This window comes from Moraxella sp. CTOTU47616 (assembly GCF_032017465.1).
Classification (GTDB): Bacteria; Pseudomonadota; Gammaproteobacteria; order Pseudomonadales; family Moraxellaceae; genus Faucicola; species Faucicola tetraodonis.
The window spans coordinates 65,199-82,944 of the sequence record NZ_DALZPU010000004.1 but is presented as its reverse complement, the minus strand read 5'-3'; the positions used below and the strand labels follow the sequence as shown (position 1 = coordinate 82,944).

General features: G+C 42.1%; 15 protein-coding genes. 9 read left to right on the top strand and 6 right to left on the bottom strand.

All coding sequences use genetic code 11. The annotated features are described in order from the left end of the window. Positions 1 to 96: 96 nt before the first annotated feature. The 3 genes from RTS10_RS06065 to RTS10_RS06055 all read right to left on the bottom strand — a co-directional run bounded on the left by RTS10_RS06065 (position 97) and on the right by RTS10_RS06055 (position 2,630). On the bottom strand, positions 97 to 948 hold the full coding sequence (locus RTS10_RS06065) for a PhzF family phenazine biosynthesis protein (RefSeq protein ID WP_312383851.1): 852 nt from the start codon (positions 946 to 948) through the stop codon (positions 97 to 99). Next, positions 949 to 2,142, bottom strand: a complete 1,194-nt coding sequence (gene carA, locus RTS10_RS06060; RefSeq protein ID WP_312539625.1) for a glutamine-hydrolyzing carbamoyl-phosphate synthase small subunit — start codon at positions 2,140 to 2,142, stop codon at positions 949 to 951. 254 nt (positions 2,143 to 2,396) lie between these two features. After that, positions 2,397 to 2,630, bottom strand: coding sequence for a hypothetical protein (locus tag RTS10_RS06055; protein ID WP_312539624.1), 234 nt, complete (start codon positions 2,628 to 2,630; stop codon positions 2,397 to 2,399). A 134-nt stretch (positions 2,631 to 2,764) separates the two neighbouring features. Between RTS10_RS06055 and RTS10_RS06050 the strand changes: the two genes are divergently transcribed. Together RTS10_RS06050 and RTS10_RS06045 are read left to right on the top strand one after the other, a co-directional pair. Further along, positions 2,765 to 4,036, top strand: a complete 1,272-nt coding sequence (locus tag RTS10_RS06050) for an FAD-dependent monooxygenase (protein WP_312539623.1) — start codon at positions 2,765 to 2,767, stop codon at positions 4,034 to 4,036. Continuing rightward, entirely contained in the window at positions 4,033 to 5,280 is a 1,248-nt protein-coding gene (locus RTS10_RS06045) for an FAD-dependent monooxygenase (protein ID WP_312539622.1), read from the top strand. The genes RTS10_RS06050 and RTS10_RS06045 overlap by 4 nt, the downstream gene beginning before the upstream one ends. Positions 5,281 to 5,356: 76 nt before the next feature. Here the strand turns inward: RTS10_RS06045 and RTS10_RS06040 are convergent, their stop codons facing one another. Then, positions 5,357 to 6,571, bottom strand: coding sequence for an OmpA family protein (locus tag RTS10_RS06040; RefSeq protein ID WP_203171452.1), 1,215 nt, complete (start codon positions 6,569 to 6,571; stop codon positions 5,357 to 5,359). Between the two features lie 518 nt (positions 6,572 to 7,089). Here RTS10_RS06040 and RTS10_RS06035 point away from each other — a divergent pair. The 4 genes from RTS10_RS06035 (at position 7,090) to purE (ending at position 10,489) form a co-directional block, all read left to right on the top strand. Further along, complete coding sequence (locus tag RTS10_RS06035) at positions 7,090 to 7,719, top strand: rhomboid family intramembrane serine protease (protein WP_060995078.1); 630 nt, start codon at positions 7,090 to 7,092, stop codon at positions 7,717 to 7,719. A gap of 143 nt (positions 7,720 to 7,862) precedes the next feature. Continuing rightward, positions 7,863 to 8,798 (top strand): metallophosphoesterase, encoded by a 936-nt coding sequence (locus tag RTS10_RS06030; RefSeq protein ID WP_312522674.1) that lies wholly within the window; start codon positions 7,863 to 7,865, stop codon positions 8,796 to 8,798. A 98-nt stretch (positions 8,799 to 8,896) separates the two neighbouring features. Then, positions 8,897 to 9,811: a bestrophin family protein gene (locus tag RTS10_RS06025; RefSeq protein WP_203171454.1), complete on the top strand. Its 915-nt coding sequence runs from the start codon at positions 8,897 to 8,899 to the stop codon at positions 9,809 to 9,811. A gap of 120 nt (positions 9,812 to 9,931) precedes the next feature. Then, complete coding sequence (gene purE / locus RTS10_RS06020; protein WP_203171455.1) at positions 9,932 to 10,489, top strand: 5-(carboxyamino)imidazole ribonucleotide mutase; 558 nt, start codon at positions 9,932 to 9,934, stop codon at positions 10,487 to 10,489. 40 nt (positions 10,490 to 10,529) lie between these two features. On the opposite strand, the gene RTS10_RS06015 is transcribed toward purE, so the two are convergent. Together RTS10_RS06015 and RTS10_RS06010 are read right to left on the bottom strand one after the other, a co-directional pair. Then, entirely contained in the window at positions 10,530 to 11,192 is a 663-nt protein-coding gene (locus RTS10_RS06015; RefSeq protein WP_060995081.1) for a DUF3226 domain-containing protein, read from the bottom strand. Then, the gene (locus tag RTS10_RS06010) at positions 11,192 to 12,265 is read right to left on the bottom strand and encodes an AAA family ATPase (RefSeq protein ID WP_095356173.1); all 1,074 of its coding nucleotides are present in this window, start codon (positions 12,263 to 12,265) and stop codon (positions 11,192 to 11,194) included. The genes RTS10_RS06015 and RTS10_RS06010 overlap by 1 nt, the downstream gene beginning before the upstream one ends. Before the next feature lie 151 nt (positions 12,266 to 12,416). Between RTS10_RS06010 and RTS10_RS06005 the strand changes: the two genes are divergently transcribed. The 3 genes from RTS10_RS06005 to RTS10_RS05995 all read left to right on the top strand — a co-directional run bounded on the left by RTS10_RS06005 (position 12,417) and on the right by RTS10_RS05995 (position 17,654). After that, positions 12,417 to 15,482, top strand: a complete 3,066-nt coding sequence (locus RTS10_RS06005) for a valine--tRNA ligase (protein WP_312539620.1) — start codon at positions 12,417 to 12,419, stop codon at positions 15,480 to 15,482. A 119-nt stretch (positions 15,483 to 15,601) separates the two neighbouring features. After that, positions 15,602 to 16,936 (top strand): AAA family ATPase, encoded by a 1,335-nt coding sequence (locus RTS10_RS06000; protein ID WP_312539618.1) that lies wholly within the window; start codon positions 15,602 to 15,604, stop codon positions 16,934 to 16,936. Beyond that, positions 16,920 to 17,654 carry an RloB family protein gene (locus RTS10_RS05995; protein ID WP_312539616.1) on the top strand — a complete coding sequence of 245 codons (735 nt, stop codon included), beginning with the start codon at positions 16,920 to 16,922 and terminating at the stop codon, positions 17,652 to 17,654. The genes RTS10_RS06000 and RTS10_RS05995 overlap by 17 nt, the downstream gene beginning before the upstream one ends. Positions 17,655 to 17,746 lie beyond the last annotated feature (92 nt).

Here is a 17,746-nt window from a genome sequence, read left to right as displayed (position 1 = left end):
TTAACTGCATTACTTAAAATTTAAAATAAAAAACTGAGTACTAAATGATGTTTTAAAATCCTAATTTTAAAAAAAGCGCGATTAACGCACTTTTTATTATAAATAAAACTCACCTTTGCCCACTTCGATGACATTGCCACCCACAAAAATGTTTTGCTCGTTATCGACGTTGAGCGTCAAGCGGTTGGGTCGCCCCATATCATCGCCTTGATAAATGGTTTTGGCAATTGGGTATTTATTTTGTAGGATAAAATACGCCCCCAAATTGGCACACGCTGACCCCGTTCCGCTGTCTTGGATAATTGTCCCATTTTCTAAAGAGAAAAAACGCACGAAGATAATGTCTTTTTCCATCGCCCAAAGACAAATCATCTCTCGTCCTTGATTTTTTTGGCAAATTGTTGCCAATAAATCTTTATCAATCTTGGCGTTAAACAGACTTTCTTTGCTCAATACCTGCAAAAACAACTGGGGTGAACCGCTATTTAGCCAATACGCTTGACTATCAATGCCATTCACCGTCAAGCCGACCGCCTTTGCTAATTCTTCTGCGGTGGCGTGACTAATTTGATGGTCAAAGCCTGTTAGCGATAGCGTGATATGGCTGTCGTTGGCGGTGATTTGTACGGGTTTGGCGACTGTATTTAGCATAAAATTAGTCGATAAATCATTTAATTGTTTTAAAACAAACGCCGAGCCAAGCGTGGGATGACCTGCCAGTGGCATTTCATAATTTGGGGTAAAAATACGTAAATTGGCGACGGCTTTTGTACCATGTAAATCAGTGGGCGCAAAGATAAACACCGTTTCACTCAAGTTAAACTGCTGAGCAATCGACTGCATTTGCTCATCATTTAGCCCATCGGCATGGGGAAATACGGCAAGCGGATTACCACCAAAATGGCTTTCGGCAAAGACATTAACCAGGTGAAAAGGGTATTGTTGCATTTACGCTTTCGCCTTTGCCATCATAGCTGCGAATTTATCAAATAGTGGCGCACAGTCATGGGGTCCTGGGCTTGCCTCTGGATGTCCTTGAAAACTAAACGCAGGCTTATTAGTGAGCTCAATGCCTTGATTTGAGCCATCAAACAATGAGCGATGCGTCACTTTCACATTGCTTGGCAGGGTGGCTTCATCCACCGCAAAACCGTGGTTTTGTGAAGTAATCATCACCGTACCTGCTTCAATATCTTGCACAGGGTGGTTGGCACCATGATGACCAAATTTCATCTTCAAGGTTTGCGCGCCGCTAGCCAGTGCCAATAGCTGATGACCTAGACAAATACCAAACAGCGGAATATCGGTTTGCGTAATGATGTGTTTAATCGCATCAATGGCATAAGTACAAGGTTCAGGGTCGCCAGGACCATTGGATAAGAAAATACCATCTGGGTTGTGTTTGAGTACCTCGCTGATAGGCGTTTGGGCTGGCACAACGGTGACATGACAGCCGCGGTCAACGAGCATACGCAAGATGTTGGTTTTGATGCCAAAGTCATACGCCACGATGTTAAATTTTTGCTCGATGTCAGTGCCCAATTCTTTAAAGCGACCACAAGTTGGGCTCACTTCTGGACTTACTAATTGCCATGAGCCTTGCGTCCACGTAAAACCTGCTTGGTCACAGCAGACTTTCGCCAAGTCCATGCCTTTGATACCGGCAAAGCTTTTGGCAAGTTCGATTGCTTTGGCTTCATCGAGCTGACCGTCGCTATCGGCGGTCATGATACAACCGTTTTGTGCGCCTTTTTCACGTAATAGGCGAGTGAGTTTACGGGTGTCGATATCAGCGATGGCAACGGTGTTATGGTTAATCAGATACTCGCTCAGTGATTGGCTTGAGCGAAAGTTACTGGTCGCCATGGTCAAATCACGGATAATCAGTCCATTTGCCCACACTTTATGAATACGACCTGACTCTGTGTCTTCATCGTTGGTGCCAGTGTTACCGATATGCGGGTAAGTTAAGGTGACGATTTGCTGGGCGTAGCTTGGGTCGGTTAAGATTTCTTGGTAACCTGTCATCGCGGTATTAAACACGACTTCACCAACGGTGTGTCCGCTAGCACCGATGCTGCGACCATAAAAAACCGTACCATCTGCCAATGCCAAAATTGCTTTTGCGTAATTCGTATTCACCTAGTGCCTCCGCTCGTATCCTGTGTTCTACCTATGTGTGCGACGGTAAATTATGCCCAGTCAATGCAACTGTAAAAAGTATCGCCCACAAAAAAGCGAGAAGACATTGATTTTAAAGAAAATAGCTAACTGGTTTTAATGCGTTACCAGTCTGTGCCATTAACTTTATCATGCCAACTCGCTAAGGTTTGATTTTGCCTATTTTAACAGAACCTCACAAAAAAAGGTAGCCAAAATTTTTGTCGAAATACAGTCTAAAAACTACGTAAACTTGGTTGAAACAAACCGACCACAAACCAAATCGTTTCAACAATCCAGATGATCAGTACATACAAGCGGATTTGCTCGACTGTCCAATCTAGCGAAAACCAGCCAATTAGCCACCACGATTGCCAACCTTCTAGCCATTTTGCGCCATTTTCCAGCAGCACCCAACCATAAAATATACTCCTAAGCAAAAACAGCAATAACCATTGCAGCACTGGCATTTTGCTTATTCCTTGAACATCTGCTTTATGGATTTTACCCAATTGCCGCCACAAAGCGCGTAAGGATTTGTGCTAAACTGGTAAAAAATTCTGATAAGGTGCGCTTTAACCGCCCTTTAAAAAAGAGAACAATCATGAATATTCTTACCCCCCAAACTGTGGTGATTATCGGTGGCGGCAATGTTGGTTTATCCTTTGCTTTACTGCTTGCCGACAAAGGCATCTCAAGTACGTTACTAGAAAAAGCCAACTATCCGACCATCAGCCCTGATGATGACTTAGACCGCGCGCAATTTGACAGCCGTAACATCGCGCTGTCACGCCGTACGGTACAAATTTATCGTGGTATCACCTTTAATGGCAAAGCGCTATGGGATGATTTACAAAGCCATGCCTGCCGCATCGATGAAGTTAACATCAGTGAAGAAGGTAGTTTTGGTAAAGCGACGCTCAACAAACACGCTGAAGGAGTAGAAAGTTTTGGACAAGTGATGGAAAACGCATGGCTTGGCAAAAAATTACTGCTCGCCGTGCAAAACAATCCGCTGATAACCTTGCTAGACGGTGCCACTTTGACCGATATACAACAGACGGCAACCGATGTCACCATTCGCTTTGACCAAGCCCACCAAGCTCGCCAAACCTTAACAGCTGATTTATTGGTGGCTTGTGATGGTCAGCACTCGCCAAGCCGGCAACTACTGGGCATTGGCGCAACTGCACACGATTATCACCAAGTAGGTGTCGTGGGCGTGGTCATGACGGACAAACCGCACCAGCATCAAGCGATTGAACGCTTTAATAAAATGGGCGCAGTTGCTGTGTTGCCTTTGGTTGATGCGTTTGATATCAGTCAAGGGGATGGACGACAAGCCCAGCAAGGCTACCGCCGCTCTGTGGTATGGGTGTGCCCAAAAGGCGAAGAACAGCGCTATCTAGACGACGACCAATACTTTCTTGACACCATTCAACAAGCCTTTGGCAGCTTAGCAGGCAAGTTTGTCAAAGCGGGTAAACGCGGCGCGTATCCACTGGTGAAAATATTGGCAGATAGTCAAGTCAAAGGACGCTGCGTCATCATGGGCAATGCTGCCCACACCTTGCACCCTGTGGCAGGACAAGGCTTTAACCTATGTATGCGCGATGCTGATACGCTCGCCAAAATGCTGGCACAGCAAGTGATGCGCGGCGAAGATATCGGCGATAGTCGCATGCTACAAACTTATGCCAAACGCCGTAAAGCCGACCAAAAACGGGTAGAAATTTTCTGCGATACCGTCGTGTATAGCTTTATGCTACAAAATCCACTATTAAAAATCGCTCGCAATGTGGGCTTGATTGCCTTTGATAAAGTGCCATTTGTGAAGCCAGCTGTGGCTACCTTTGCGATGGGGCTGAAATCATGAAAAATAATACCCTCATCATCGGCGGCGGTATCGTTGGGACAATCTTAGCACTAAAGCTTGCCCAAGCGCGCCATCCTGTCACCTTAATCGATGCTCGCCCAAAACTTTTAGCAGCCGATTGGCACGACAAACTCACCCAGCGTGATGCTCGTGTCTATGCCCTAAGCGTTGCCAGTATCAACCTACTCAAAGAGGTTGGTGCATGGCAGCGTATTGAACAAAGCAAACGCAAAGCCGACTATACCCAAATGCAGGTATGGCAAACCAATGGCGTGGGTGAGCTAAATTTTGGTGATGCTCAAACACCGCAATTATTGGGCAGTATGGTCGAACCTTTTATCATCGAAAAAGCGCTGTATGACGGTTTTGACGATGAGCGTCTTGTCCATCAGGGTCAATCCTATTTGCGCCATATTGCAGGGCATAAGGTCACTGATATTGCGTGGCAAGGTGAAGATTTAGGGTATCAAGTTAGCTTAGACGATGGCACCACGCATCAAGGTAAGCTATTAATCGGGGCTGACGGGCGCGGCTCTATGGTACGCCAAGCGGCAGGGATTGGGTTAGATACTTTGGCGTATCAGCAAACGGCAATCTGCTGCGCCATCAAAACCGAGCAGCCACACAAGGCGACAGCCAGACAAGTGTTTTTGCCGACAGGGCCTTTGGCACTTTTACCGTTGGCAGATGTGACGGCTGACGATCAGGCGAACCCGCAACATTGGCAATCGGTGGTATGGACATTGCCGACCAATGCTGCCCTTGATTTACTTACGCTCACGCCAAAAGAGCTTGCCAAAGAACTCGCCTTTGCCAGTGGCTATGCCTTAGGGGATATCACTGAGATTGAGTCAATCGCCAGTTTCCCACTGGGTGCCCAACATGCCAAAAATTATGTCAAAGCCAACTTGGCGTTGCTTGGCGATGCCGCACATGGGGTGCATCCTTTGGCGGGACAAGGTTTAAACTTGGGTATGCTCGATATTATTGCCTTGAGCGATATTTTACAAAAAGATTATCAGCGGTCAGGCAATAAGGTATGGGCAAGTTTTGCGACCTTACAGCGTTATGAGCGTCAACGCTATGCTAATAACGCGATGATGATGCACAGTTTTTCTGGGATTAATTGGATTTTTGGTACACAGTTACGTCCGATTCAGCAGCTACGCAGTGAAGGCGTGAGCGTGGTTAGCAAAATCACACCCTTGATGAAATTTTTTACCCAAAAAGCCAGTGGCATCTAAAAATTTTTAACAGCAAAAAAAAATCCTCGATAGGCTATCGAGGATTTTTAATGATGAAGCAACTGTGAAAGGTGGTTTAATTCGCTGGGCTTGCAATGGTTGTAACGGTTGTGGTACCGGTTGCAGGAATTGCATTGTCATCAACAATGTATGCATCGACACGGCGGCCTTCTTGGTCTTTACCTGCAGCACCTGTCGTGTCTTGAGGTTTGATCAATTCAAGTTGTGATTGTGGCACACCATTAGCTACTAAGAATGATCTAACCGCTTGGGCACGCTCTTTTGCTAACTTCTCATTGGCAGCGGCATTGCCCGTGCTGTCAGTATAACCACTGATACCGATTTTTTTGCCTTGTTTAGCGGCTTCAAGGATATCATTGGCTTTTTCTTTGGCATTACCAGCAACTTGTGCTTTACCTGTAGCAAAGTAAAAGCTTAAGCGACCATTTTCAAATACCACTGAAGGCTCAGTGCTAGAGATAGTTGTTGCCGTTGTCTCAGTGGTGGTCATCGTAGTGCCAGAAGCCATTGGCATACTAGCAACAGCGGTATCAGTAGCGGACGCCACAGCTAGGGCTGAGGTATCTGTTGCACTTGCCGCAGAGACTTCAGTCGTGGTAGTCGTTGTCGTTGTTGAAGCAGTGGTAGAAGCCACAACTGGCGTCGCGACTGGCTCAGTTTTGTTACATGATTTTAATAAAGCCCAAGCGAGTGCGCCTAAAATCAATAAACCAATGATTGGCAGTAACATTTTCATCAAGCCGCCTTCATCGCGTTTAGGCGTAGCAACCAAATGCTCCTCTGTACGAGTAGTGGTTTGGACAGTAGGCGTGGTGGCTGCATGCGCAGGCGACAAATTCAACATAGTCAAAATGCCCGCTGGGATAAATGCATATGCCCAAGCAGGAATCACAGAAGCCACAGACGCAATATTGTTTGATAAGAAAGTATTGAGCGGTGTCGTACCTGCAAGTGAGCGTAATTCACGCAGTACCAGCGGCGCAGCACGGCTTACCAACGAACTAGTTTCTTGCTCTGGTACACTGTAATGACGTGAAAGCTGTTGGACTAGCTCTGTACGGTGGGTAGTATCTGGTAGTACACGGTCAAAAAAGCCATGGTCATCATCAGCGATGGTTGCATTAGCAAAGCTGTTGGAGATGGTACCGTCAGCAAGACGGGCAACCATAATAGCGTATAATTTTTCTAATAAAGATGAGCGGTTTTCGTCAGTTGCATTATTTAAAAGAACGGGTGTTACTGTACGGGTTAAATGTTCAATGATATTCATAATTCAATCCTCAAAAAAATAAAGGGTTATCAACCACCATAAAACCAATGTATTATTGTTATATCCAGCACACTAGCCAATAATTCTATTATATGTTTTCAAAAATTATTATTTATGGTTGTTGGGTTTGTTATTGCATTGCTATTTAGTTTACGCTTAACAATACTGAGAAAGACTGCCGCAATTCAACAGATTTTGTTAAGTCTTTTGCAGTATTACTCAAATATAGCTAATAAATTAAAGCAAAATCGGCACGCCTTCAGTTATGTTAAGGTAACTATTGCGTAAATATTGTGTTAAAAATTCAAATCTTCCCCATTTTGGGTAAACTTGGGTAAAAGTGTGTTGCTAAAATTTGAAGGGTTTGTCATTAGTTTCATACGGCAAATTGAACGTTATACTGCAAGGCAGATTTATGTATTACCTATCATCAATAAATTCACATTTGGCTTATTGAGATAATACGCTATCTTTATCATAATCCTACTTATCATTATTTATTGCTATTTTGAGGTGCTATGTCACTCTTTTCTAACCATACTTTATTTATCATTATCATTACGGTGGTTGTCAGTTTATTAGCTTGGCAATCGCCCCAACTGATGCAAAGGTTAATTTTTTATCCGCCTGCGGTGAAGCGAGGGCAAGTCGATCGCTTTGTCACCCATGGTTTTATCCATGCCGATGGGATGCACTTATTTTTTAATATGTTTACCCTGTATTCGTTTGGACAAGCGGTGCAGGGATTGTTCATGTCCAAACTCGGCAGTCTAGGATTTGTGCTGTTTTATCTTGCCGCTTTGGTGGTGGCGATTGTGCCAACCTATCTAAAACAAAAGAACAATCCTCGCTATAGCAGTCTAGGCGCATCGGGCGCTGTTTCAGCAGTAATTTTTAGCTATATCTTGATGAATCCGTGGTCGACATTGTTGCTGTTTGTGATTCCTGTACCTGCGATTGTGTTCGCGGTGGCGTATGTGGCGTATAGTGTGTGGGCGGATGGGCAAGGTCGCGGTAGTATCAATCATTCGGCACATTTGGTGGGTGGTATTTTTGGTATGTTAGCCACGATTGCCATTGAGCCCGGTATTGTGGCGCATTTTTTTAACCAATTAATGCACCCAAGATTTTTAGGCTTTGGTGGCTAACATTTGGGGGCAAAAAATTGCGTGGCGCCGCTTGCCTGATTACAGCTTGCCCATTCATAGGTTGTACAGCCACAGGTTGCCTAGTTAACAGTCGCTTGGCTGGTTAACGGTAAAGTCGTAAAAAGCAGTAAAAGGTAAAAAATATGATTTATGATGTGATTGGTGATGTGCATGGTCAGGCAGATAAACTCATTGGGTTACTGACGCAGTTGGGCTATCAACATGATGGTCAGTGTTTTCAAGCGCCTCCTAATCACCAAGCGATTTTTATAGGCGACTTGATTGATAGGGGCAGTCAACAGCTGCAAACCTTATCTATCGTATTTGCGATGATTGACCACGGGCAAGCGCTCGCGGTCATGGGTAATCACGAGTATAATGCGTTAGCTTACGCAACACCCGATGCCCGCGATGCAAGCCAATATTTACGACAACATAATGATAAAAATACCTCGCAGCATCAAGCGTTCCTTGATGAAGTAGGGTTTGGTAGTGAGTTGCACCAGTTTTGGCTCAAGCGGTTTTATGAATTACCGCTGTGGCTAGCATTGGATGATGCGTGTTTTGTGCATGCTTGTTGGGACAGTGATGCGATGGCGATTTTAAAACCGTTATTAACGACCGACAATCGCTTGACGCCCGTTGCGCTACAAAAAACCAGTGAGGAAGGCACGCCACCTTTTGAGGCACTGGAAAGAGTGCTTAAAGGTGTGGAAGCACCGCTACCTGAAGGCATTCATTTGGTCGATAAAGAAGGTCATCAACGTAAAAATGTACGCGTGCAGTGGTGGCAGCCTAGTTTGTCGTTTCAGCCGATTCACCAGATTGCGCGCGCCAGTCAAGAGGATTTGATTCATATCCCTAAAGACACGCTGAGCGCTGAGATTTTGTTTGGTCTTGACCACGACAAACCTATTTTTGTCGGGCATTATTGGCTCAATGGCACGCCTGAGCTACTTAGTCATCAAGTGGTCTGTGTGGATTATTCTGCTGCCAAAGATGGGTTTTTGACGGCTTATCAATTTGATACCGATCATCCGGCTTTGAGCTCAGCGAATTTTATTCAATATCAGCATTAACCCAAGGCTAAAATGGGTGTAACATAAATTAAAATATTTGTTTAAAGCTTACGGCTAATAATGATAGCCAGTGAGCAAACGATTAAGATGGGTTAGGTATGATTCGACGTCCGATTGAGCCGCTAAAGATGCTATTTGTGCTGCAAGGCTCGTACTTTAAACGGCTGATTGTGCCACAAGTTTTGTTGTTTATTTTCTCCTTTTTCATCTATTTTTATCAAACCCATATCGCCACCGAGCCTGTACCGCTCAATCCTTCGGTGTTTGCGATACTCGGTATCTCACTTGCGATTTTCCACGGGTTTTGTAATAACGCAGCGTATGATAGGTTTTGGGAAGGGCGCAAGCTGTGGGGCACGCTGGTTTGGCTAAGTCGCAACATCGCCCGTCAAGTGATGACACTGCCGAATGTCAGTATGGCGGAAAAACAAGCCTTTATCCGTCATCAAATCGCTTTTGTCCACAGTCTACGCCAACAGCTGCGGAGTGAGGATAATACAGCAAACCTGCAGCGGCTATTAACGGTTGAAGAACAGCAAGCCGTGGTTGGGCAAAACTTTATTGCCTTACGCTTGACCCAAATCATGGGGCAGATGCTCGCCAACTGGCAAGCCGAGCAAAAAATCGATGTTTGGCAGTGGCAAAGCTTAGATAACACCTTGGGTGAAATTGCCCATATCCAAGCGGGCTGTGAACGCATTAATAACACACCGATTCCGTATGCCTATTTTGTGCTGCTGCATCGCACTGTGTATCTGTATTGCTTTATGCTGCCATTTGGATTGGGCAATGCGATTGGCTGGGTAACGCCATTTGTAGTCAGTTTTGTTGGCTACACCTTTATGGCGCTCAATGAAATCGTCGATGAAATCAGCGAGCCGTTTGGTACGGGGGAAAACGAATTGCCCCTAGGGATGATGTGCGATACGATTGAGACGCAGCTGGCCATGCTTAGTCATCAACAATTTGCCCCTGAGCAAAAGCCGCGAGTACCCGCCAATGTGGTGATATAGTTACCTCATAGATTTTGATTTTCAAGGGTAAAAAATCATGCTATATTAAGTTTTAACCGTGCATTTCATGCACGTTTTTTTATTTTTAGTCCGTCAATTTTTTGGCAAAAGGAATTTTCCATGTCAGCAAGTCAGCCAAACGCCCAAACACACCAGCTACCACCTCCCATCCCATCGCCACAAGGTCAAGTCAAAGTCGGTATCATCATGGGTAGTCAATCTGACTGGGAAACCATGCAAAACGCCGCGCAAATGTTAGCGGATTTTGGGGTGCCATTTGAGTGTGAAGTGGTATCGGCACATCGCACCCCTGATAGATTGTTTGACTATGCCAAAACTGCCAAAGCTCGCGGCCTGTCTGTGATTATCGCAGGGGCAGGCGGCGCGGCGCATCTGCCCGGGATGTGTGCGTCTCAGACAGATTTGCCTGTGCTTGGCGTGCCTGTCAAGTCCTCCATCCTAAGCGGCTGGGACAGTTTGCTATCCATCGTGCAAATGCCCAAAGGGGTGGCGGTGGGTACGCTTGCCATCGGGGCAGCGGGCGCGGCAAATGCAGGGCTGCTGGCAGCGCAAATTTTGGCGATTGGTGATAGCACCCTTGCGCAAAAAATCAGTGATTTTCGCGCCAAACAAACCCAAACAATTTTGGATAATCCTGTGCCTGGTAAAATGGATTGATTTTAATAAAAACCGCCCTTTAAAATGGCGGTTTTTTGCTTTATCCAAATGTGGTAATAAGCCAGTTTTTAAAATTTTGGTAGGTAGCGGTGTTTGGGTCAGCTAGTGCCAAGGCTTTTGATAAATCTTGGGTGGGTTTTGATTGGGTGGCAAGCCATGTATAAATCCGTGCTTTATCCAGTGATGTGGTAGGATTTTTAAAATGGCTTGTTCCAAGGCTATGGATAAAGTTTTCGATTTGTCCAAAATGATTTTGTTCATTCGTTGGCATCGTCATTTTTATCCAAGTTTCGAGATAGCCTTCATCTTGATTATTTGGCATTAGCCAAACGCCAATTGGGTTATCGTAATCTAAATTTTCAAAATAAATACCTAATTCATCATTTTGTTGTGGGAATTGATAAAATCCTAATGGGTTTAATCGCTCGCTAATTTGCCGTAGATTTTGGGTTTTAATATCGGTTTTATCAGTAAAATCCATGTCAACCAAAATACCAATATGGCTTACTTGTCCTGTTTCTAAAAGTTTTACTAACCTTGGCAGCTGTTGCAATACTGCTTGTTTTGTCGTGTAGGCGGTTGGCTCAAGGTCTTGGGGTGTTGCTACGTCAATGTTTAATTGAAGGTTTAGATTTTCATGACGCAAAAAAGTTTGGATAAATAATTTATCTGATTCTGCTTCAACAATAAGGTGCTTTATCATTATCTAACCTCAATATTCATTTTGGTTAGATTGTATAAGTCATCTTCATCAAATACGGTGGCGATAAGTTTGCCTTTATCAGATTTGCGGACGCTGTGACCCATGCGAAATAGTACGCCTTCCATGTCGGTGCGGTCTTTGGCGACTTGGGAAAAACTTTCGATACAGTCCCAACTGTGGGTAGTGGCAAATACTTGGATGTTAAAGCGGTGGGCGAGTTCAAAGATAAGTTCCCAAACTTTGGGCTGAACGCTGTAATGTAGTCCGTTTTCAAATTCATCTATTAAAAGGATACTATTTTTTGACTTTGGAATTTCTAAAATAATCTGTAATAGTCTGAAAATTCCATCACCCATTTGATGTAATGGTATTCTTCTTTCAATATTTTTAAGTCTAACAAATGGTATTCTTGTTTCAGAATCCACCAAACTTAGAAAAGCCAAGTTAGTTATATCGCTATCAATCAACTTAAGCATTTCCAAAACTAAATTTTCATCATCTGTTAATGCAATTTTATCCCATGAAGAAGCAAACAAATTTAAGTCAATGTTATTAGTAGTGATATAACCAAAATTAAAAGCTTTCTTTTTCATATGATGTGAATTTTCGGACATATCCATAAATAAAGCTCTATTACTTATAGCTTTGACTTCAAAGTTCATAAAATTTCTATCATCAATAAAATAGGTAAATGAATATCCTTTTTCTCTATCTATGTCCAAATTATTATTTTTACCATTCTTAACATAACCAAAAGTTAAATAATGGCTTTGATTTCCAATATAAGTCCAATTCAAAAAGGGGTCTTCATTAGATTTACTTATAATATTTTCAATTGAAAATACCTTAGATTCTATGTCTTTTGTATTTAGATGACGATATACATTTCTATTATTTGAAATAAATAGCATTACTTCAGGATTAAACCCACTCGCTAACAAAGCTAAGGCTTCAAGAACAGTACTTTTCCCCGAATTATTTTTTCCCACAATCAAATTCACATGACCCAATTTCTCAATCGTCACATCTTCCAAAATCCGAAAGTTCTTAATCTTTAGAGAGTCTAAGTGCATAACGCAAACCTTACGAGTTATTAACCCATTTATTATTTTATCAACCGCTATCTTACCCACAAAATACTCTACAATCTAGGCAATTTACGGTAAAATCCGTTAATTACCTTTTTGACATTCCTTTCTTTTTTATTGCAAAAGTTGACCATCTATGAGCACGCAACATCAAATCGCCCAAGCCTTAACGTCTTTAGAAAACGCTTACAACCCAAGCGACGTCGAAAACGGCATGTACCAAGTGTGGGAAGACAAAGGCTACTTTCAGCCAAGCTATGATAAACAACAATCGTTTTCTATTGCCCTGCCACCGCCGAATGTCACAGGCTCACTGCACATGGGGCACGGCTTTAACAATGCCATCATGGACACGCTCACCCGCTATCACCGAATGCTGGGCGAAAATACCCTCTGGCAACCAGGCACTGACCACGCAGGGATTGCCACGCAAATGGTCGTTGAGCGTCAATTGAACGCCCAAGGCATCAAACGCCATGATTTGGGGCGCGAAAAGTTCCTTGAAAAGATTTGGGAGTGGAAAGCCGAGAGCGGTGGCAACATCACCCGCCAAATCCGCCGTCTAGGTAGCTCGGTGGACTGGAGCCGTGAGCGTTTTACCATGGATGATGGCTTGTCCAATGCCGTCAAAGAAGTGTTCGTGCGTCTGTACGAAGATGGACTGATTTATCGCGGTAAACGTCTAGTCAACTGGGATGTTAAATTACAAACAGCTTTATCAGATTTGGAAGTTGAAAAAACTGATGAGAAAGGATTTTTATGGCATTTTAGATATTATTTTTCTAATGAAAATGCTAAAACTAAAGATGGGAAAAACTATCTTGTTGTAGCAACTACAAGACCAGAAACAATGTTTGGTGACATTGCAGTTGCTGTTAATCCTAAAGATGAAAGATATAGTGATTTAATTGGGCAAACATTAAAGTTACCAATTACAGGAAGATTAATTCCAGTTATTGCCGATGACTATGTGGAATCAGACTTTGGAACAGGTTGTGTAAAAATTACTCCTGCTCATGATTTTAATGATTATGAGGTTTGGAAACGTCATAAAGATTCTGGCGTATTTATTATTAGAGAAAATGAACTTGCAGATGATGGCTTGATTAATATCTTTGATAGTTATGCAAACTTATTGTCTAATCCGATGTTTGATTTAGAACAATCAAGTCAAAGAAATAGTCAATCGCATAGACCTGATGAATTTGAATCCAAAGAAATAAATGGGGTAAAAACTAATTTTACTCAACATGGATATAATGGTTATGACTGTATTGCAGAAGAATACAGGGGATTATATCGGTTCGATGCAAGAAAAAAATTAGTTGAGCAAGCTGAAAAAGAAGGGTGGCTTGATAAAGTTGAAGATTATACTATCAAAGCTCATAGAGGTGACCGCAGTGGTGAAATCGTTGAGCCGTGGCTCACTGACCAATGGTATGTGTCCATCGAAAAACTGGCAAAACCTGCCATCGACGCGGTGGAAGACGGGCGCACCGAGTTTGTCCCTGCCCAGTACAAAAATATGTATATGGCGTGGATGCGCGATATCCAAGACTGGTGTATCAGCCGTCAGCTTTGGTGGGGACACCGTATCCCTGCGTGGTACGATGACGAGGGCAATATCTATGTCGGGCGAGATGAAGCAGAAGTCCGCCAAAAATACCACCTTGCTGACAGCCTAGCGCTGCGCCAAGATAGTGACGTATTAGACACTTGGTTTAGCTCGGCATTGTGGACGTTTAGCACCCTTGATTGGACAGGTGAGCTAAACTTTGACGACTACAGCCAAGCGCTCAAAACCTTCCACCCAACCAGCGTATTGGTCACAGGTTTTGACATCATTTTCTTCTGGGTTGCCCGTATGATGATGATGACCATGTACTTTATCAAAGACAAAGACGGCAACCCGCAAGTGCCGTTTAAGACGGTGTATGTGCATGGCTTGGTGCGTGATGGACAAGGGCAAAAAATGTCCAAATCCAAAGGCAACGTGCTTGACCCGATTGACCTGATTGACGGCATTGATTTAGAAACCCTAGTCGCCAAACGTACCACAGGTCTCATGAACCCGAAAGATGCGCAAAAAATCGAAAAAGCCACGCGCAAAGAATTTGCCGACGGTATCCCTGCGTTTGGCACGGACGCGCTGCGCTTTACTTTCACGTCGCTTGCCAGTACGGGACGTGATATCAATTTTGACCTCAAACGCATTGAAGGCAATCGCAATTTTTGTAATAAAATTTGGAACGCCACCCGTTTTGTGCTGATGAACTGTGTCGATAAAGACGGCAATGCGCTAAACATTGATAAAACCGCCAATACCGCACTGTGGGAATTGCCAGAGCAGTGGATTATGAGCCGTCTAAACTCCACGGTGAAAGCCATCCATGAGCACATGAGCCAGTACCGTTTTGACTTGGTGAGCCAAGATATTTATGAGTTTATCTGGAATGAATACTGCGACTGGTATGTCGAGCTTGCCAAATCGAGCCTAAACGATGAGTCGGTGAGTGCCGAGCGTAAAGCCCAAATCCGCTATGTGCTGCTCAACTGCCTTGAAGTCGCCATGCGCTTTACCCATCCGATTATGCCGTATATCACCGAGAGCATTTGGCAGACCATTGCGCCTATCATCGATAAAAAAGCAACTGACAGTATTATGACTGCTGCCTTCCCAACAGCGGATGATAGCCTAATCAGCCTACAGACCGAGCATGACATGACGTGGCTACAAGCGCTGATTGGGGCGATTCGTAACATCCGCGGTGAGATGAAGCTTGGCAATGCGGTGCGCCTGCCTGTGCTACTTGACAATATCAGCGATGAGGAAACCGCGCGTCTTAGCCGTATTGAAAATCAGTTTAAATCGCTTGCCAAAGTCGATACGCTGACTATTGTGAATGCGGGTGACGGCGCTGATAAAGCGTTACCGTTGTCATCATCGAGTATGGTCGGGCAGTTAAAAGTGCTCGTGCCGATGAAAGGCTTGATTGACCCAACGGCGGAGCTTAATCGCCTTGCCAAAGCGCAAGAAAAACTTACCAAACAAGCTGAAAGTCTGCGTAGTAAGCTGTCTAATGAAGCATTTGTGAGTAAAGCCCCTGCCAATGTGGTGGAAAGCGAGAAAGCGAAACTTGCTGAAATGGATAATCAACTGGCGGAAATGAATAAGCAAATAGAGCAATTAAAGGCAATTTGATTGATTGGATATAGACAAAAATCATTTTTAGTGATATTTTAGGTAAATAATACTTAAAAAACCCTTGGAAAACAGTTTTTATAAGAATAAAAACTGTTTTTTAAATTGGAATATTAGTTATGATCATAGAGTATTCAGTAGAGAACTTTAAATCTATTAAAGAAGAGCAAATACTATCATTAGTAAAAAATAGTTCAAATGAATATCCCCATAATTATTTTGACTCTAAAGCACCTGTAACCCCTGAATTGCTTAAAACAGCAGTTATTTATGGAGCGAATGCATCAGGTAAGACAAGCTTATTGAAGTCTTTATTTCATATGCAGGAAATTATTGAAGACTCATTTAAGAAAGATATTGATGAACCTATTAATGTCATTCCTTTTAGATTTTGCCCTATAAGCCGAGTAAAGCCTACAACATTTAATATCATTTTTGTTGTAAATTTACCCAATTCAGAAAATATTATGCAACCTACAAAAGTAGAGTATGGTTTTTCGGCTAATCAAAAAATTGTATTTGAAGAATGGTTAAGCGTTTATCCTAAAAGTCGTGAACAATCGTGGTTTCATCGTATATATGATGAAGAAAAAAAAGAGTATAAATGGACAGATTCTGCAATATTTAAAGGTGAAAAGAGTACATGGAAAAAGAACACTCGATCAGACCAACTTTTTCTCTCAACTGCAGTGCATTTAAATAGTGAACAATTAAAACCCATTTATAATGCTTTAACAGATAACATAAAAATTATAGGTGGGGATAGGATTGATAATAAGGTTACTAAGGAAGCATGTAAATCACATGGAGCTATAAAAGAGCTGATATTATCTTTATTAAAACAAGCAGATATTGATGTTCAGGACATTATTTTTAAAAAACCAAATATTAAGAATATTAAGTTCCCTAAAGGGTTGCCAGTGGAGTTACAAAACCGAATTACTAAAGATATTTTAGAAGAAGATGAAGTATATTTTGTGCATACTGATTCTCAAGGTGGCAAAGTAGAAATAATGTTAAGTGAAGAGTCAGATGGAACACAGAAAATATTTGAGTTTGCTTCTTTAATTTTTTTAACGCTAGGTAATGGTGGTACATTAGTAATTGATGAATTTAATAAAAGTTTACATCCTGATTTAGTACGCTATCTAGTAAAAATATTTAACTCTAAAGAAAATTTCAAAAATGGTCAGTTAATTTTTACAACTCATGAAACATCTATTCTAAGAAAAGATTTACTACGTCGTGATCAGATTTGGTTTTGTGAAAAAAATAAATTGATGGAAACTAATCTATATCCATTAACTGATTTTAGCCCTCATAAAGAGCGGGATGATATTGAGGAATGCTACTTATATGGACGCTATGGAGGAAAGCCGATTATTGATGAATTCCAATTTCCAATCCAAGAAATTCTTAAGTATGAGGAATTCATTGATGGTAAATCAAAGTAGACGGCCAACGAATAGAAGTCTTGTACGTAAGGGTCCAAAAGTAGAAGATTATGATCGGGTATTGATTGTTTGTGAAGACTCAAAGTCTAGCCCAAAATACTTCGAAGATTTAATTAGATCTGAAAGACTATCTTCTGCCAATGTTAGAGTTACAGGTGATTGTGGCTCAGACCCTATGTCAGTTGTTAATAAGGCTATTGAAATTTATGAGAAGAGCTTAAACGAAACCAATCTAGCTGCAAAATACGATCAAGTATTCTGTCTAGTTGATCGAGATAAACATCCGAACTTCAGTAATGCACTAAATAAGGTAAACCAATATAGAAACAATGGCTATCCAATTCATTGGGTTGCCTCAGATCCTTGTTTTGAATACTGGTATTTATGCCATTTTACCCAATATACTAAAGAAATTGTTAGTACTGGCAATAATAGTTCTGGTGATAACTGCGTGAAACTACTAAATATTGAATGGAGGAAAACTTTTAATGAAAATTATGATAAAGGTAAATCTAAGAGTTATGAACTTTTAAAAAATATTGATATAAAGATTCCGTTAGCTAATTCTCAAAATACCTTAAAAATTGCTATCAGTAACGGGGTTACGAATCCTAGTACGCAAGTTCATGAATTAATTAAATATTTAATTCATTTAAAAACGGAAACGCCCAAAATAATAATATATCCAAATAATAGTATATATTTTATTGCTCAATAATTAGGCTTTATAAAAAATTTGACTATTAAAGATTATATATGATCATATATTTTTTTATTTATACTAAAAATTGGAATAAAAAACCCACAAAA

Excerpts from the sequence above, each read along its gene's own strand:
- RTS10_RS06025 (WP_203171454.1), top strand. The coding sequence starts at position 8,897 with ATGATTCGACGTCCGATTGAGCCGCTAAAGATGCTATTTGTGCTGCAA.
- RTS10_RS06030 (WP_312522674.1), top strand. The coding sequence starts at position 7,863 with ATGATTTATGATGTGATTGGTGATGTGCATGGTCAGGCAGATAAACTC.
- RTS10_RS06045 (WP_312539622.1), top strand. The coding sequence starts at position 4,033 with ATGAAAAATAATACCCTCATCATCGGCGGCGGTATCGTTGGGACAATC.
- RTS10_RS06010 (WP_095356173.1), bottom strand. The coding sequence starts at position 12,265 with ATGCACTTAGACTCTCTAAAGATTAAGAACTTTCGGATTTTGGAAGAT.
- RTS10_RS06035 (WP_060995078.1), top strand. The coding sequence starts at position 7,090 with ATGTCACTCTTTTCTAACCATACTTTATTTATCATTATCATTACGGTG.
- RTS10_RS06050 (WP_312539623.1), top strand. The coding sequence starts at position 2,765 with ATGAATATTCTTACCCCCCAAACTGTGGTGATTATCGGTGGCGGCAAT.
- RTS10_RS06005 (WP_312539620.1), top strand. The coding sequence starts at position 12,417 with ATGAGCACGCAACATCAAATCGCCCAAGCCTTAACGTCTTTAGAAAAC.
- RTS10_RS06000 (WP_312539618.1), top strand. The coding sequence starts at position 15,602 with ATGATCATAGAGTATTCAGTAGAGAACTTTAAATCTATTAAAGAAGAG.
- RTS10_RS06015 (WP_060995081.1), bottom strand. The coding sequence starts at position 11,192 with ATGATAAAGCACCTTATTGTTGAAGCAGAATCAGATAAATTATTTATC.
- RTS10_RS06040 (WP_203171452.1), bottom strand. The coding sequence starts at position 6,571 with ATGAATATCATTGAACATTTAACCCGTACAGTAACACCCGTTCTTTTA.
- RTS10_RS06055 (WP_312539624.1), bottom strand. The coding sequence starts at position 2,630 with ATGCCAGTGCTGCAATGGTTATTGCTGTTTTTGCTTAGGAGTATATTT.
- purE (WP_203171455.1), top strand. The coding sequence starts at position 9,932 with ATGTCAGCAAGTCAGCCAAACGCCCAAACACACCAGCTACCACCTCCC.
- RTS10_RS06065 (WP_312383851.1), bottom strand. The coding sequence starts at position 948 with ATGCAACAATACCCTTTTCACCTGGTTAATGTCTTTGCCGAAAGCCAT.
- RTS10_RS05995 (WP_312539616.1), top strand. The coding sequence starts at position 16,920 with ATGGTAAATCAAAGTAGACGGCCAACGAATAGAAGTCTTGTACGTAAG.